Here is a 14799-nt window from a genome sequence, read left to right as displayed (position 1 = left end):
ACCTACATGAAACCCGGATTGCGCGGGAGGTAGCTGCCCCAATCTCCGAACTGCCGGTTCGACATCAGCAGCATCGGGAACGTCAGGCGCATCCCGTGGTCGGTCGCCGCCTTGAGCGCTGGCTCGCTCGCGCCCGGCACGAAGGCCGAAATGGTCGGAACATCGCTCTGCGCCGCGAACGATAACGCAGCAGCAAGCGCCGAGCCCATGAGATCTGGCCGACGGACGGCAAGCGGGCCAATGTGTCCATCCGAAATATAGACATACCCGACGCACTCGCTGCCGGCGTGGATGGTGAACCCGCTCGTCTGGCTGTCGCCCAGGAGATATCGATGATGCTTCTCCCTGGAAACACCGAGTGCACTGACATCAATGGGCGCCAGCTCATCCAACCCGGCCGTCTTGGCCGTGAGAGATTCAAGACGAAGCCGCGGCTCAGCCAACCGCGACGCCAGCCGGTCACGAGGCACGCTGACCATGTAGATCGGAGAGCGCGGGAATAGCCCGTGGCGGATGTAGAGGCCCTGAGACACGTTGTTGAACGTGAAGGTGATCAGCGCTTTGACGGATGCTCCGCGCTTCTCTGCGTGAGCAAACATCTTGCTGATGAGTTGATTGCCAATGCCGTCGCTCTGGCGATCCGGGGTCACGAACAGCTGCGCCAGAAACCAAAGCTCGCCACAAACCCAACTCCACGCGAAGCCGACGAGTTCTCCGTCATCATCGGCGACCCATAAACCTTCGGGATCGTCCGTGAGCGAGAAGGCCTGAAAATTCTGCGGGCGGGAGGATGCCATTTTTCCAAAGCCCCGCCTCTCAGTGAGTTCGTTGATGCTGGCGACCACGATCTCGTCGGCTCTCGCCAAGTCGTCCATGCGAGCCGGTCGGCACACGACAGCCATTCTCGAATCCTCCCCGGGATCAGCACGCCCGGCCAACCGCAGTCGGGCCGGAGCGTAGCGCCTTCGACTGACATCCTGAACAGGATGAGAGCGACGAAATCCTCAGCCGGGAATCAGGCCAGCGGCCGGATGTTCTGGTTCATGCGGAAGAAGTTCGTCGGGTCGTATTTCGCCTTGATCCGCTGCAGGCGCCGGTAGTTCGGTCCATAGGCAGCAGCGACGGGATCGCCTGTCTCGTCATCATCGAGATAATTGACATAGCGGCCGGAGGCAAAGAAGGGCCGCATCCTCTCATGGGTTTCGCGCGCCCAGGAGATGCAGCGGCTCGTATCGCTAGCCTGCGTCCACTGCGCGAGGATCAAGAAATTGTAGCCCTCCTGCCGATGCGGAAATGCCGTGTCCCCGGCATCGATACGGGCCGCCGCACCGTGGATGTGCTCAAGAAGCAGCTGCCCCATGGGAGTCGGACAGCGCGCGAAACATTCGATCATGGTCCCAATCGCACCATCACTCAGCTCCCTCAGGAAGTTCGATTTCCAATAGTTGAAAGCGCCTTTCGGATAGTTGGCGTCGAGCATGCGGTTGAGCTCGCAATAGGGCATCGGCCCGACTGCATCCAGGATCGGAGCCCCGAACTGTTTCAGCGGCCGCATCGCTCGTTCGGCCTCCGCCACCGGACCGCAATGGCTGGTGACCAGGACCGCGACCTCCGTGCCGGACCCATCGGGCGCATGGGTCAGGGATGCGAATAACATGTGCTCGTCCGCGAGCGAGCGCGTGCTGGCCCGGAAGAATTCCAGCACGTCACGGGAGCGCTCGATGGGGTGGATGATCGGACCGCCGGTGATGATCGGCCCGACCGTATGAAGATCATATTCGAGACTGGTGGCGATCCCGAAGTTTCCGCCGCCGCCGCGGATCGCCCAGAACAGATCAGGCCCGTCTTGCTTGCTGACCCGCAAAACCTTGCCGTCGGCGGTAACAAGTTCGACGGCCCGCAAATTGTCCAGTGCGAGGCCGTACTTGCCCATCAGCCAGCCCAGTCCTCCGCCGAGCGTCAGCCCGGCGATCCCGGTGGTCGAGATCACGCCCCCGGTGACCGCAAGCCCGTGAAGTTGTGTTTCGCGATTAAGCTCGCCCCAGGTGACCCCGCCCTGCGCCCACACCGTCTTGCCGACAGGGTCGACCCGGACGCCCTTCATGGGCGAGAGGTCGATCATGATACCGCCGTCGATGGTCGCACGACCTGCTACATTATGGCCGCCGCCGCGAACCGCGACCTCGAGGCCGAGCTTGGTCGCAAGAACGACGGCATCCACGACATCGGACACACTGTGGCACCTGGCGATCAATGCCGGCCGTTTGTCGACCAGCCCGTTGTGGATCTTTCGCGCCTCCTCGTAGCCCTCGTCCCCCGGCTTGAGGAGTTGTCCTCCGAACGAGGCGTTGAGATCGGCGGCAGCGCTGGCGACAGATGCGATGGACGACATGACATGGTCTCCTCAGCTTGACCCGTCATATCCTCGATCGTGGGCTGTCTTGGAGCAAATCCGAAGATTTCAGGTGACGATGAATTGATTTCACCTAGACTGGCGGCATGTACAAGCTGCCGCCCCTGATCGAGCTGCGTGCTTTCGAAGCTGCCGCCCGCCATCTGAGCTTCAAGAAAGCGGCGGCAGAACTCGGCGTCACGCCAACTGCGATCAGCCACCAGATCGGGTTGCTCGAGCAGTATTGTGGTCGCGCGCTGTTCCGCCGCAGACCACGGCCTCTCTCGTTGACCGATGCTGGAGCGCGGCTTTTCCCCGCCATTCGTGGCGGCCTTGAGGTGTTTGCCGCTGCCATTGCGGCCGTCAGGCACGAAGGCGACCAACAGCCTCTCCGGGTGACGACAACCAATGCTTTTGCCAGCCGCTGGCTCGTGCCCCGCCTGCCCCTGTGGCGGAAGCTGCATCCCGATGTGCCACTGGAAGTCATCGGCACTGACTCGGTGCTCGACTTGCAGGCCGGAGATGGCGATGTCGCCATTCGCTATGCGACTAGCCGGGCACGGCCGACAGACGGAATCGTCGATGATCTCTTCAGCGATACATTCTGGCCGGTTTGCAGTCCGCGTTTGCTTGCAACGGAGCGCCTGAAGAGACCAGTCGACCTTGCAAACCACGTTCTGATTCACTCCTATTGGTCGCCGGCCGATCGTGAGCCGCCGACATGGCAGAGATGGCTCGCCGCGGCTCAGCGCAGGTGGCGCGAGGTGCCCCAGTTCAAGGACATGCAGCACCTGAGTTTCCGGGAGGAACTGCACGCCATCGAGGCGGTGATCGCCGGGCAAGGAGTCGGGGTTTTCAGTGATGTGCTCGTGGCACACGACCTCGCGGCTGGTACGCTCGTGAAGGCGTTCAAGTTGAGCTTGCCTGGCTACGGCTTCCATGTGGTCAGTAAGCCAGGCCATCCGCGCGCGCGAACCATCCGGGCCTTCTCGGAGTGGTTACGTTCAAGTCCTTGATCCGCTTCTCCGTCTCCCCGTTACTGCGGTTCAGTCCAAATTGACCAGCAACGTCTCCGGCCATTCGAAAGAAGACGCGCTGGCCTTGGTGTCTCCGTGTCCTACACCGGTGTATAAATCACGAGCTTCAGCGCGGGATCGTCGTTGGCCTGAAAACTCGTGTGCTCGAACCGGAGCACGCCCTTGGTCGGATGGTTCATGGTCTTCAGGCCCGAGGCCGTGCTGCGGATCTCGTGCGCCTCCCACCAGTTGACGAATTCCGGACTGCCCTGGCGCAGTCGCGTGAGCAGCTCGGTGAAGGCGGGATCGCCGGCCCAGACGTCGTGGGTGGCGCGGAACATCGCGACCATGCTCTTGGCGACCTCGGTCCAGCCCGCGCCGTAGAATTTTCGCGTCTGCTTGTTCGTCAGCACCAGCAGCAGCGTGTTGCGATCCTGCTCCGGCAGCTGTCCGAAGCCAAAGACCTCCTCGGCCGCCGGGTTCCAGGCCAGCACGTCCCAGCGCCGGCCGGTGATGTAGGCCGGCTGCGTCAGGCTCTCGATCATCCGCCGGATGGGCGGCGGCACGATCTCGGGCACGAAGGCGGCCCTCGCGCCGTCGCGCGCCAGCGCCTTCAGATGGGCGTGCTCGGTCTTGCTGAGCCGCAGCGCACGGGCCAGTGCGTCGACGGTGGTGACCGAGGGGCTGACGGTGCGGCCCTGTTCGAGGCGGATGTACCAGTCGACGCCGATACCAGCGAGCTGCGCGACCTCCTCACGCCGCAGCCCCGCGGTGCGCCGCCGGCGGCCCGCCGGAAGGCCCACGGATTTCGGCGACAGCTTTTCGCGGCGGGACCTGAGGAAATCGCCGAATTCGACGCGGCGTGGGTCGGCCATTGCTGTCGCTCCCGCGATGGAGGGTCTCTAGAATACTAGGATAATACCAGGCCTTCATGTCCCCTCCAAGGCGGCGCATATGCGCTTCACCGACTTTGAGGTGAACATCATGAAAGCTGCCGTGCTCAAATCTTTCGGTTCGTCGCTGGTGATCGAGAACGCCCCCGAACCGGTGCTCGGCACCGGCGAGGTCATCGTCGACGTCGTCGCCACGCGCGTGCTGTCCTACATGAACGAGGTCTTCGACGGGACGCGCAATTATGCGCTCGACCTGCCGATCATCCCCGGACCCGGCGGCATCGGCAGGGTGCGCGCGATCGGCCCGGACGCAACCAAGCTTGCCATCGGCGACTGGGTGTTCTGCGACCCGACGGTGCGTTCGCGCGACGACGCCGTTGCACCCGACATCGCCTTGCAAGGACTCACCGCCGCCGGCCCCGGCGGCCTGCGCCTGCAAAAGCATTTTCGCCACGGCTCGTTTGCCGAGCAGATGCGCCTGCCGACCGAGAACGTCACACGCCTCGGCGCGATCGCGCCGGAGGAAGCGACGCAATGGTGCGCCCTTGGCACGCTCCTGGTGCCCTATGGCGGTTTCCTCGCTGCGAACCTGCGACCAGGCGAGACCGTCCTGGTGAGCGGGGCCACCGGCAATTTCGGCAGCGCCGCCGTCTCGGTCGCGCTGGCAATGGGCGCCGCCTGCGTGGTCACTCCCGGCCGCAACGAGAAGATCCTGGCCGACCTCGTCCGCCGCTTCGGCGCGCGGGTCAAGCCGGTCAAGCTCACCGGCGTGGAGGACGACGACCGCGAGAGCATGAAGCGCGCCGCACCAGGCCCGATCGACTGCGTGTTCGATATCATGCCGCCCTCGGTCAGCACGAATGTGGTGCGCGCGGCGATCATGGCGGTGCGCGCTTACGGCCGTGTCGTGTTGATGGGCGGCGTCGGCATGGCGGGCGGCGCGGGGCTCGAGTTGCCCTACCCCTGGATCATGCGCAACTGCATCACCATCCACGGCGTCTGGATGTACCCGCCGGACGCCGCCAGCCGCCTGATCGCGCTGGTGCGCGCCGGGCTGCTCAGGCTCGCCGAGTACGAGGTGACGGCGTTCGATCTCGACCACGCCAACGAGGCGGTGGCACACGCCGCGGCCAATAGCGGGCCGTTCAAATTGACCGTGATCCGGCCGTAACGGCGGCGCGCCGCTGCGATGCGCCGTCGCAGCCGATTTGCTGGATATATCAAACAGCTGGAATGCATGACCCCGATCGTGGCCGGCAGCAGCCGGCTACTGTGCATGGGGTTGTTTTCGCGTTTTTTTAATCGAGCTCGACGACCTGGCCGTTCGACAGCGAGACTCGCCGGTCCATGCGGCTGGCGAGCTCCATGTTGTGGGTGGCGATCAGCATCGACACCTGGGTCGCCTTGACCAGCTGCATCAGGGCCTGAAAGACGTGGTCCGCGGTATGCGGATCGAGATTGCCGGTCGGCTCGTCCGCAAACAGCACGCGTGGCGCATTGGCGACCGCTCGCGCGATCGCGACGCGCTGCTGCTCGCCGCCGGACAGCTCGGCCGGGCGATGGGTGATGCGGTCGCCGAGGCCGAGATAGCCCAGGATATCCTTGGCGCGTTTGACGCTCTCGGACTTCTTCAGGCCGCGGATCATCTGCGGCAGCATGACGTTTTCCAGCGCCGAGAACTCCGGCAGCAGCCGGTGCGACTGGTAAACGAAGCCGATATCGGTGCGGCGCAGCTGCGTGCGCTCGATGTCAGGCAGCTGCGAGGTCGGCGCGCCCGAGACATAGACCTCCCCGGAATCCGGCGCCTCGAGCAGCCCCGCGATGTGCAGCAGCGTCGACTTGCCCGAGCCCGACGGCGCCACCAGCGCGACCGACTGCCCGCGCCACAACGCCAGCTTGGCGCCGTCGAGGATCGTCAGCGGCACCTCGCCCTGCAAGTACTGCCGCTTTATCTCGTGGAGATAAATGACCGGTACATCTTCCGCCCCCTGCTGCTGCTCCATCAGCCCCTCACTCGTACCGGAGCGCTTCGACAGGATCGAGGCGCGCGGCGCGCCACGACGGGTACAGCGTCGCCAGGAACGACAGCGTCAGCGCCATGACGACCACCGCCGTGGTCTCGCCGATGTCGATCTCGGCGGGCAGCTTCGACAGGAAATAGAGTTCCGGCGAGAACAGCTCGGTGCTGGTGAGCCAGGACAGGAATTGCCTGATGGATTCGATGTTGAGGCAGATCACGAGACCGACGAAGAAGCCGACCAGCGTGCCGACCACGCCGATCGAGGCGCCCGTGATCAGGAAGATGCGCATGATCGAGCCCTGCGAGGCGCCCATGGTGCGCAGGATCGCGATGTCGCTGCCCTTGTCCTTCACCAGCATGATCAGGCCGGAGACGATGTTCAGGGCCGCGACCAGCACGATCATGGTCAGGATCAGGAACATCACATTGCGCTCGACCTGGAGCGCGTTGAAGAAGGTCGAGTTGCGCTGCCGCCAGTCGACCAGGAACACAGGGCGGCCCGCGGCCTCCGTCACTGCCTTGCGGAAGGCGTCGATCTTGTCGGGATTGGTGGTGAACACCTCGATCGAGGTGACGTCGTTGCTGCGGTTGAAATAGGCCTGTGCCTCCGCCAGCGGCATGAACACGAAGCCGAGATCGTATTCGGACATGCCGATCTCGAACACGGCCACGATCTTGTACGGCTTGATGCGCGGCGTCGTGCCCATCGGGGTGACCGCGCCCTTCGGCGCCACTAGCGTCACGCTGTCGCCGGCATGCAGCGACAGCTGGTCGGCGAGGCGGCGGCCGATCGCGACGCCCTGCCCCTCGTCAAAGCCTTCGAGCGAGCCCTGCTTGATGTTCTTGGCGATCGAGGTGAGGTTGTTGAGGTCGTCGGAGCGGATGCCGCGCACCAGGACGCCCGAAGCGTTCCATGGCGAAGACGCCAGCGCCTGACCATCCACCACGGGAGCAGCGAGCCGGATGCCCTCGACCTGGCTGAGGCGGTCCGCGACGTCCTTCCAGTCGGTCAGCGGCGATTCCAGCGGCTGGACCAGGATATGGCCGTTGAGACCCAAGATCTTGTCGAGCAGCTCCTTGCGGAAGCCGTTCATGACGGCCATGACGATGATCAGCGTCGCCACGCCCAACATGATGCCGAGAAAGGAGAACCCGGCGATGACCGAGATGAATCCCTCCTTGCGGCGCGCCCGCAAATAGCGCCCCGACAGCATCCACTCGAATGGCGCAAAAGGCGCGGTCTGCACGGTTTCGGTCATGGTCTCATCCATCGCTCGATAATCCCATGATTCGGGGTCAATTGTGGCCGGATTGGCGGCCGCGATATCGCGCGATGAACAATATTCAGCCAACCAGCCTTATCAGCCCACAAGTCTTGCGACCGCGTCCGCAGGCGACATGGTCTCTCGGGCACCGTCGCTGCGCCGCTTGATCTCGACCTTGCCGTCGGCGAGCCCCTTCGGCCCGATCATGATCTGCCAGGGGATGCCGATCAGGTCGGCGGCGGCGAATTTGGCGCCGGCGCGCTGGTCGGTGTCGTCGTAGAGCACGTCGACGCCCTTGGCCGTGAGCTCGGCATAAAGCTTCTCGCAGGCCGCATCGACGGCCGCATCGCCCTGCTTGAGGTTGAGAATCGAGACGCGGAACGGCGCGACGGCCTCCGGCCATTTGATGCCGGCGTCGTCGTGACAGGCCTCGATGATGGCGCCAAGCAGGCGCGAGACGCCGACACCGTAGGAGCCGCCATGGATCGGCACGTCGACGCCGTCGGGGCCGGCCACCAGCGCCTTCATCGGCTCAGAGTATTTCGTACCGAAATAGAAGATCTGGCCGACCTCGATGCCGCGGGTGTTCACCCGCTTGTCCGCAGGCACCTCCTGCTCGAACCGCGCGGAATCGTGAACGTCCTCGGTCGCAGCGTACAGCGAGGTCCACTGCTTGATGATCGGTGTCAGGTCACCCTCATAATTGACGTCCTCGCCCGGCACCGGCAGGTCCAGCACGTCGCGATTGATGAACACGCCGGATTCGCCGGTCTCTGCCAGCACGATGAACTCGTGGCTGAGATCGCCGCCGATCGGGCCGGTCTCGGCGCGCATCGGAATCGCCTTCAGTCCCATCCGTGCGAAGGTGCGCAAATAGGCGACGAACATCTTGTTGTAGGCGACCCGCGCCGCCGCCTCGTTGAGGTCGAACGAATAGGCGTCCTTCATCAGGAACTCGCGGCCGCGCATCACGCCGAACCGCGGACGCTGTTCGTCGCGGAATTTCCATTGAATATGATAGAGATTGAGCGGCAGGTTCTTGTAGGACTTCACATAGGCGCGGAAGATCTCAGTGATCATTTCCTCGTTGGTCGGTCCGTACAGCAGCTCGCGCTTGTGGCGGTCGGCGATGCGCAGCATCTCCGGGCCATAGGCATCGTAGCGGCCGCTCTCGCGCCAGAGATCGGCAAGCTGCAAGGTCGGCATCAATACCTCGATCGCGCCGGAGCGGTCCTGCTCCTCGCGCACGATCTGCTCGATCTTCTTGAGCACGCGGAAGCCGAGCGGCAGCCAGGCATAGATGCCGGCGGCCTCCTGCCGGATCATGCCGGCGCGCAGCATCAGCCGATGCGAGACGATCTCCGCCTCTTTCGGATTTTCCTTCAGGATGGGCAGAAAGAATCGCGACAACCGCATGGCAACACTCTAGGAATCAGTGACGGGTTGCAGTGAAACCGGATTGGGAGCGAAAACACAAGACCGAGAATGAGGAAAAGCCGCTAACGCGGCGGAATTCCTGTCATTTTTCGGTCGACTTCAGGTTTGACTTGAGCAGCAGCATGCCCTGCAAAGCCGGCGAGCCTAGGGCGACGCCACCTCCAGTTCATCCTCCAGCGTGATCCTCTCGAAGTCGGTCACCAGCGCGTCGATCCGCACGTGCCAGCGGCCGGCGAAGGGCAACTCGACCTTGCGGACATGCCAGTAGCCGTCCGGCCCCAACGAGGCATCCCGTTCCATCGGCTCGATGCCGCGCTCAGGCAGACTCAGCGTCAATGTCACCTCCTTGGCCGCGAGCGGCGTCCCCTCTCCGGTCATGAGCTGAAGCACGAAATCGTCGACGCCGGCCTTCCCAGGAGACACCAGCACCTGGAACATTGCCTTGTCGCTGTGAATATGGATCGCCAAGGGCGTCTCCGGAACGATGCTCCGCGGCGGCGGCGTGAAGCGCCAGCCGGCGACGACCGCGAAGATGATGAGTGCGATCGCGCATTCGAACAGGATCGAGCGCTTGAGGGACGCGGCCTCGTGATCCCTTGCCAGCGTCGGGGTCAGGTGAAAGCGGTTGAGCGCGGCGAGTGCGAGCAACACGAGGACCAGCGCGAGCTTGATGGAAAGGATGAGGCCGTAGCGGGTCTCGACCAGCGCCGATGGCTTTTCGAGCTGGACGATGGCGAGCACAAGGCCGGTCAATGCCAGCGTGGCGACGACCGGCACGGCGGTGCGGGAGAAGCGGTTTACGACAGGCAAGGCCATGGCCACCGGCTTCGACACCAGCGCAACGAGGGGCGCCAGCGCCCCGATCCAGAACGCGACGCCAAGGCCATGGAGGAAAATCGCCGGCCGCGTCAACATTTCGGGCGGAGCCGTGGCCGCGTGCCCGGTCATGGCCAGCGACAGGCCGACGCCGATGAACGCGATGAACGCAAGACCGCGCGGGTACCACGCGCTGCGCAGCGCCACCAACGCAAGCAGCATCGCGGCGATGGCGATCAGCGATGCGGGACCCGCGCTCGTCGCGAACGCCACCATCCAGGGGGCCATGGTCGCAAGAGCCACTGGCGGCAAGCCGAGGAGATCGAGGCCCAACGCACCAAGGGACACCACCGCGCTCGGAAGGCCGACCGCGAGTGCCACACGCGGCACGGTCGCGCCCGTCATCGACCACGCGATCCAACGCGCAAACCATACGCCGCCGACGCCGACAAACAGCCCGAGGTAAAGGCCGACCCGCGCCAGCCAGATGAGCGCGCTCAACCCGCCTTCTGTATTCGCGGGAGGCTTCGTCCCTGTCGGCACGCCGATCGAGAAGACCACCGATCCCGCGATGGGATGGCCGTCCTGCGAAATCACGCGATAGCTGACGACCGCCGTGCCCTGCGGCAGGTCCGGCGGCACCGCAACCGAAATCGTTTCGCCCGACGCGTTGATGCGCACACCGTCCCGCGCCCTGCCCGTGCCATCAATCAGCTGGACCGCGCCCGGTGTCACCGCCTCGTTGAAGCGCAGCACCACGGCCTTCGGCGCGCGCGCAAGCATGCTGCCGCTGGCCGGCTCGACCGCGACCAGCGCCGCATGCGCGGACGCGCCGGTCGCGAAGCCGACAACGATGAGTAGCGTCGCAAGCGCGGCGAGCAGGCGCATCACGGTTTCGGCAGTAGCTTCACCCCGGGCGCCGGCGACTTGCCCTCGTGTGAATGCCCTGCCCCCTCTGCCGGGATTTCGATCCAGCGGCTGACGCCGGTCTCGCATTCCTGGACGACGGGGAAGTACAGGGTCGTGTTTGGCTTTAGCGAGCCAGTCAGGACCGTGTGAATGACGAACTCGTCATAGTTCTTGTCCGGCAGCTTGCCGCCGGACCACATCACCTCCTTGACGCCGGAAGAGAGCTTGTTGCCGTGATAGTCGTATTCCCCGGCATATTTGCCCTCGACGACATCGACGTTCCAGCCCGCCTTCGGCATCGGCTTGACAGCGATCACCCCTTCAGGGATCTGCACGCGGATCTTCACCGTGGGCGAGCCCGCACAGCCGTGCGGTACGGTAAACACAGCCTTGTACGACGCGCCGACCGTGGCTTGCTTCGTCTCGAGCGACACGTGCGCCGCCGCCGGCGAGATCGCGAACGCAGCAATCAGGATCGGGCAGGATCGCTTCAACATATTCGGTCTCCCGGAGGCCAGATCAGCCTCATCACATCTTCATTCCCGAGTGATCCGGCATTTTCTTCATGTCCATATGGCCGGAGTGCCCGGCGCCGCCGGGCGCCGGCGCGCCAACAGCCTGGACGTCGAGAGAGACGGCGACTTTGCCGGCCTTCTCGAACTGAAGTGTCAGCGGCACCTTGTCGCCCTGCTTGAACGGGCCCTTCAGCTCCTGGAGCATCAAATGATTGCCGCCGGGCGCAAGCTTCACGGTCTTGCCGGGATCAATGACGAGCCCCTTGTCGAGCGGGCGCATCTTCATCACGCCATTGTCCATCGCCATCTCGTGAATCTCGGCCTTCCCCGCGATGTCGGCGGAAACGCTGACCAGCCTGTCCGCCGCCGACCCCTTGTTCTCGATGGTGAGATAGCCGCCCGCGACCTTGGCGCCGCCCGGCGTCGCCCGGCTCCAGGCCTGCGAGATGACGAGATCGCCGGCCTTGACGTCGTCGGCGCGCACGGGGGCGGCGAACATTGCGGCGGAAAGCGCTGCGAGCGCGAGGATGCGTGAGAGCTTGGTCATGTCGTTTGCCTTTCTTGTCGTAAACATCACTCCACCCCTCAGAACGTGTACTTGCCGGCGACAATGAAGGTTCGCCCCGGGAACGGATGGAACAGGAAGTACTGCTCGTTGAAGAGATTATCGATGCCGAAGTCGAATCCGAAGTTCTTCGTCGCGTTATAGTGCACCTTCAAGTCCACAACGAAGAAGTTATCGAACGCGCCATAGACGTGGGAGACGCGATCCGTGTTGTCCAGCGTCGAGTACTGCTTGCCGCTGTAGCGTGCAGCAACCGTGTAGGCCCAGCTATCGTTCGGCCGGTAGGTCACGCCGAACTTAGCGCGCCAGTCGGGCACGTAAGGCACGCGCTTGCCGACCACAGTCGTGGGCAGATTCGTCAGAGGATCAATTCCGGCCCAGCCCGCGTCGGCCAGGATTCGCGAGTCGACATAAGTTACGCTGCCGAACAGCTGCAGACCACTGACGAGAACGTTGTCCTTGTCGGCGGACAACTCGATACCCTGCAACCTGATCGCATCGACATTGCTGATCACGGTCGTCGGCGTTTGCACCTTCGTGATCGGATTGGTGACGAGGTTGGTCTGGGAGATGATCGCATCATCGGTGTGCTCCCGGAACAGGGTCAAGCGGATGCGGCCGTCGCTCCATCTGCGCTCGATGTTCAGCTCACCTGTCAGATCCTGTTCGGAGAACAGGTTGGGATTGGCGATCGTCGCTACGCCGCCGACTGTCAGGTTCTGATAGAGCTCCATGACGGTCGGATAGCGATAGGCCTGCCCGAAGTTTGCCGTGATATTCCAGTCCTTGTTCTGATCAAAGGACAGCGACGCCTTCGGTGAAAAATTCGTCGAGGCGAGTTGCGATTGTTGAACCGCAGCGATCGATGTAATCGCGCCGGCAGCGTTCGTCGCGGTGCTGATATTGAAACCATCCTGGGCTCGCCAGGTTTCGAACCGACCACCGAGCGTGAGCTTCAGATTGGGAAGGATCCTCCAGGCATCCTGAAGCCAAATCGCACCGGTCCGGGTCTCACCCTGCCCCTGCGAGTAGAGCGTGCCCGTCCCGGTGTCTCCCGTCGTATTCCAAACGGATGACGCATAAACGGGACTTTCCAGGCGATAACGATCACCATGCATGCCGAAACTGACCTCGTGCGGTCCGCCATAACCATACGGCCGCCAGATCCCCTGGGCATCGGCATTCTGCCAGTTGGTGCCGTCCATCCTCGTGATCTTCCCGTTCTGGGAATAGCCGACGCCTGTGGGCGTGATCGTGAATGGATTGAGCTGGATGTCCTGGAGATAGTTGTAGCTCGACGCCGAAAGGTCGAAATCGTAGGTGCCCTTGGTGTCGCTCTTGATCGCAACGGCGTTGCTGACATGGGTCTGGTCCCAGACATATTTGCCCGTGGCAAATCCGGACAGGCCCGCGAATGTGGGCGCACCCGTCGCTGCTGATTTCAAGTAGGTCTGGGGATCGGAGACCTGGTGGTTATTCCAGATCCCAAACGAATAGGTCGCCTGCACCTGCGCCGTCACGTCATAGGAAAGGCGGATGTTACCGGACGTCTGCTGCGAATGCGCGAGGATGCCCGTGCCCACCACGTTTGCCGCAACGCCCTGCTTGTTGAGCGCCGAAAACGCACCGGTCGTACCGGCCGGGATGCTGCCGCTCGTCGTGTAGGTCAGGGGCTGCTGGTAGCTATCGAGATAGTTGGCGCTGACGAGCCAGGACAGTTTGCCGTCGCGATTGCCCGCAGCGGCGCTGGTCTGGCTGGTCACATAGGTGTCCTTGGTGCCGTATTGATTCCAGGGCATCACGGACACGGTTTCCTTGGCGACTGCAAACGGCTTGTCCGGCATCTTTGACGAGATCAGCAGCACGCCGCCGATCGAGTTGCCGGGATAGGCGGCCGCGAACGGCCCGTTGAGATAGTCGACCCGACCGATCGCTTCCGGCGAGATCAGGTTCCACTTCGGCGAGGCATTCGTGTTGTTGTTGCCGATCAGCGCCGAGATCAGGAGATCGTCGTAGTAGATTAACGTCCGCGAGCTCGAATTGAGGCCCCAGCTTCGCGTCGCGAGCACAGCATTGTTGTCCCCGTCGTTGCGCTTCCGCACGAACAGGCTCGGCATATATTTGACGGCGTCCTCGGGGTCCTTGAGGTTGATAGTCTCGTCGACCTCTTTCGCCGTGACGCTGAAGGAGCGCTGCGGCAATTGATAACGTGCCACGGCGGCCGGCGGCTCGAGTGACACGCGGGCACTGCCTGCACCTTGCTCGGCCGCGACGGCGGGGGCGGCCCGCTCGGTGGCGGGCTTTGCCGACCGGTTCTGGACGGCGACCGTACGCGCCGCCGGCTTGCGCGGCTTGGGCTTCACTACCGCGGGGGCATCGACGGTGACCGGCGGCAGCACGACGTTACTGCTCTGAGCGAAAACTCCGCTCGACGACGCCAGCAGCGCGGCCTGAATGGCAACGATGCTCACGCCGCGGCGGGCATGACAACGTAACATGGGGCATTCCTGACGCCGGCTTTCTTCCCGGCTGTTCGACAGCATCAATCGCCAGCGGACGAGCCGCGGCGACGGTGGAGGTCGTCAGGAAATTCGAGGAGGCGCGCGCGCCTGGGTACTTGAGCCCTTGTGGGTGAAAACGGCAGATACATCCGCCGCGTGCCACACTACGCTTTCGACGTGGCGGGAGGGAATCGCGAACGCCGGCTGCGGCGGCGAATCGAGCGATGCGCCCGCCTGCGCCAGGCAACACAGCGCGCACGCACCGGCGTGTGCGCTGGGGCCGCCGGTTTGATCGTTCAGGCCCCCCTGCTCACCCCCGCTGTGGCAGATGACGCCGGCGGACAGCGGATCGACACCGGCCTGACCGGCCGCCAGACAGGCGGCAATCGGCGCCAGCACCTGCATCGCCAAGGCGAGCAGGACAACGGGTAGGAATTTTTGCAGCCGCGCGTGCATCCGCCGAACCATTC

13 protein-coding genes are annotated in these 14799 nt (G+C 63.8%); 2 read left to right on the top strand and 11 right to left on the bottom strand.

What is annotated here, in order from left to right:
• Positions 1-2 precede the first annotated feature (2 nt).
• On the bottom strand, positions 3-875 hold the full coding sequence (locus ACNJX8_RS20120) for a GNAT family N-acetyltransferase (protein ID WP_439361762.1): 873 nt from the start codon (positions 873-875) through the stop codon (positions 3-5).
• 140 nt (positions 876-1015) lie between these two features.
• Complete coding sequence (locus ACNJX8_RS20115; RefSeq protein WP_439361761.1) at positions 1016-2392, bottom strand: FAD-binding oxidoreductase; 1377 nt, start codon at positions 2390-2392, stop codon at positions 1016-1018.
• A 107-nt stretch (positions 2393-2499) separates the two neighbouring features.
• Here ACNJX8_RS20115 and ACNJX8_RS20110 point away from each other — a divergent pair, with 107 nt between their 5' ends.
• Positions 2500-3408 carry a LysR substrate-binding domain-containing protein gene (locus ACNJX8_RS20110; protein WP_128956478.1) on the top strand — a complete coding sequence of 303 codons (909 nt, stop codon included), beginning with the start codon at positions 2500-2502 and terminating at the stop codon, positions 3406-3408.
• Between the two features lie 101 nt (positions 3409-3509).
• On the opposite strand, the gene ACNJX8_RS20105 is transcribed toward ACNJX8_RS20110, so the two are convergent.
• Complete coding sequence (locus tag ACNJX8_RS20105; protein ID WP_439361760.1) at positions 3510-4283, bottom strand: helix-turn-helix transcriptional regulator; 774 nt, start codon at positions 4281-4283, stop codon at positions 3510-3512.
• 109 nt (positions 4284-4392) lie between these two features.
• Here ACNJX8_RS20105 and ACNJX8_RS20100 point away from each other — a divergent pair, with 109 nt between their 5' ends.
• Positions 4393-5472, top strand: coding sequence for a zinc-binding dehydrogenase (locus ACNJX8_RS20100; RefSeq protein WP_439361942.1), 1080 nt, complete (start codon positions 4393-4395; stop codon positions 5470-5472).
• 127 nt (positions 5473-5599) lie between these two features.
• Here the strand turns inward: ACNJX8_RS20100 and ACNJX8_RS20095 are convergent, their stop codons facing one another.
• The 8 genes from ACNJX8_RS20095 to ACNJX8_RS20060 all read right to left on the bottom strand — a co-directional run bounded on the left by ACNJX8_RS20095 (position 5600) and on the right by ACNJX8_RS20060 (position 14797).
• Complete coding sequence (locus tag ACNJX8_RS20095) at positions 5600-6304, bottom strand: ABC transporter ATP-binding protein (RefSeq protein WP_128933470.1); 705 nt, start codon at positions 6302-6304, stop codon at positions 5600-5602.
• A 7-nt stretch (positions 6305-6311) separates the two neighbouring features.
• Positions 6312-7592 carry a lipoprotein-releasing ABC transporter permease subunit gene (locus ACNJX8_RS20090; protein WP_091885894.1) on the bottom strand — a complete coding sequence of 427 codons (1281 nt, stop codon included), beginning with the start codon at positions 7590-7592 and terminating at the stop codon, positions 6312-6314.
• A 90-nt stretch (positions 7593-7682) separates the two neighbouring features.
• Complete coding sequence (gene proS, locus ACNJX8_RS20085; RefSeq protein WP_439361759.1) at positions 7683-9002, bottom strand: proline--tRNA ligase; 1320 nt, start codon at positions 9000-9002, stop codon at positions 7683-7685.
• Between the two features lie 165 nt (positions 9003-9167).
• A complete protein-coding gene (locus ACNJX8_RS20080; protein ID WP_439361758.1) occupies positions 9168-10727 on the bottom strand; it encodes a copper resistance CopC/CopD family protein in 1560 nt (519 codons plus the stop codon).
• The gene (locus ACNJX8_RS20075) at positions 10727-11245 is read right to left on the bottom strand and encodes a YcnI family protein (RefSeq protein WP_439361757.1); all 519 of its coding nucleotides are present in this window, start codon (positions 11243-11245) and stop codon (positions 10727-10729) included. Before ACNJX8_RS20075 ends, ACNJX8_RS20080 begins: the two co-directional genes overlap by 1 nt.
• A gap of 31 nt (positions 11246-11276) precedes the next feature.
• A complete protein-coding gene (locus tag ACNJX8_RS20070; RefSeq protein WP_128933466.1) occupies positions 11277-11810 on the bottom strand; it encodes a copper chaperone PCu(A)C in 534 nt (177 codons plus the stop codon).
• A gap of 38 nt (positions 11811-11848) precedes the next feature.
• Complete coding sequence (locus tag ACNJX8_RS20065) at positions 11849-14326, bottom strand: TonB-dependent receptor (RefSeq protein WP_439361756.1); 2478 nt, start codon at positions 14324-14326, stop codon at positions 11849-11851.
• Between the two features lie 84 nt (positions 14327-14410).
• A complete protein-coding gene (locus ACNJX8_RS20060) occupies positions 14411-14797 on the bottom strand; it encodes a DUF2946 family protein (RefSeq protein WP_128933464.1) in 387 nt (128 codons plus the stop codon).
• Positions 14798-14799 lie beyond the last annotated feature (2 nt).

It is taken from the genome of Bradyrhizobium sp. SPXBL-04 (assembly GCF_051853035.1).
GTDB lineage: Bacteria > Pseudomonadota > Alphaproteobacteria > Rhizobiales > Xanthobacteraceae > Bradyrhizobium > Bradyrhizobium zhanjiangense.
Note: the sequence above shows the minus strand (reverse complement) of the source record. Positions and strands in the feature narration are given on the sequence as shown.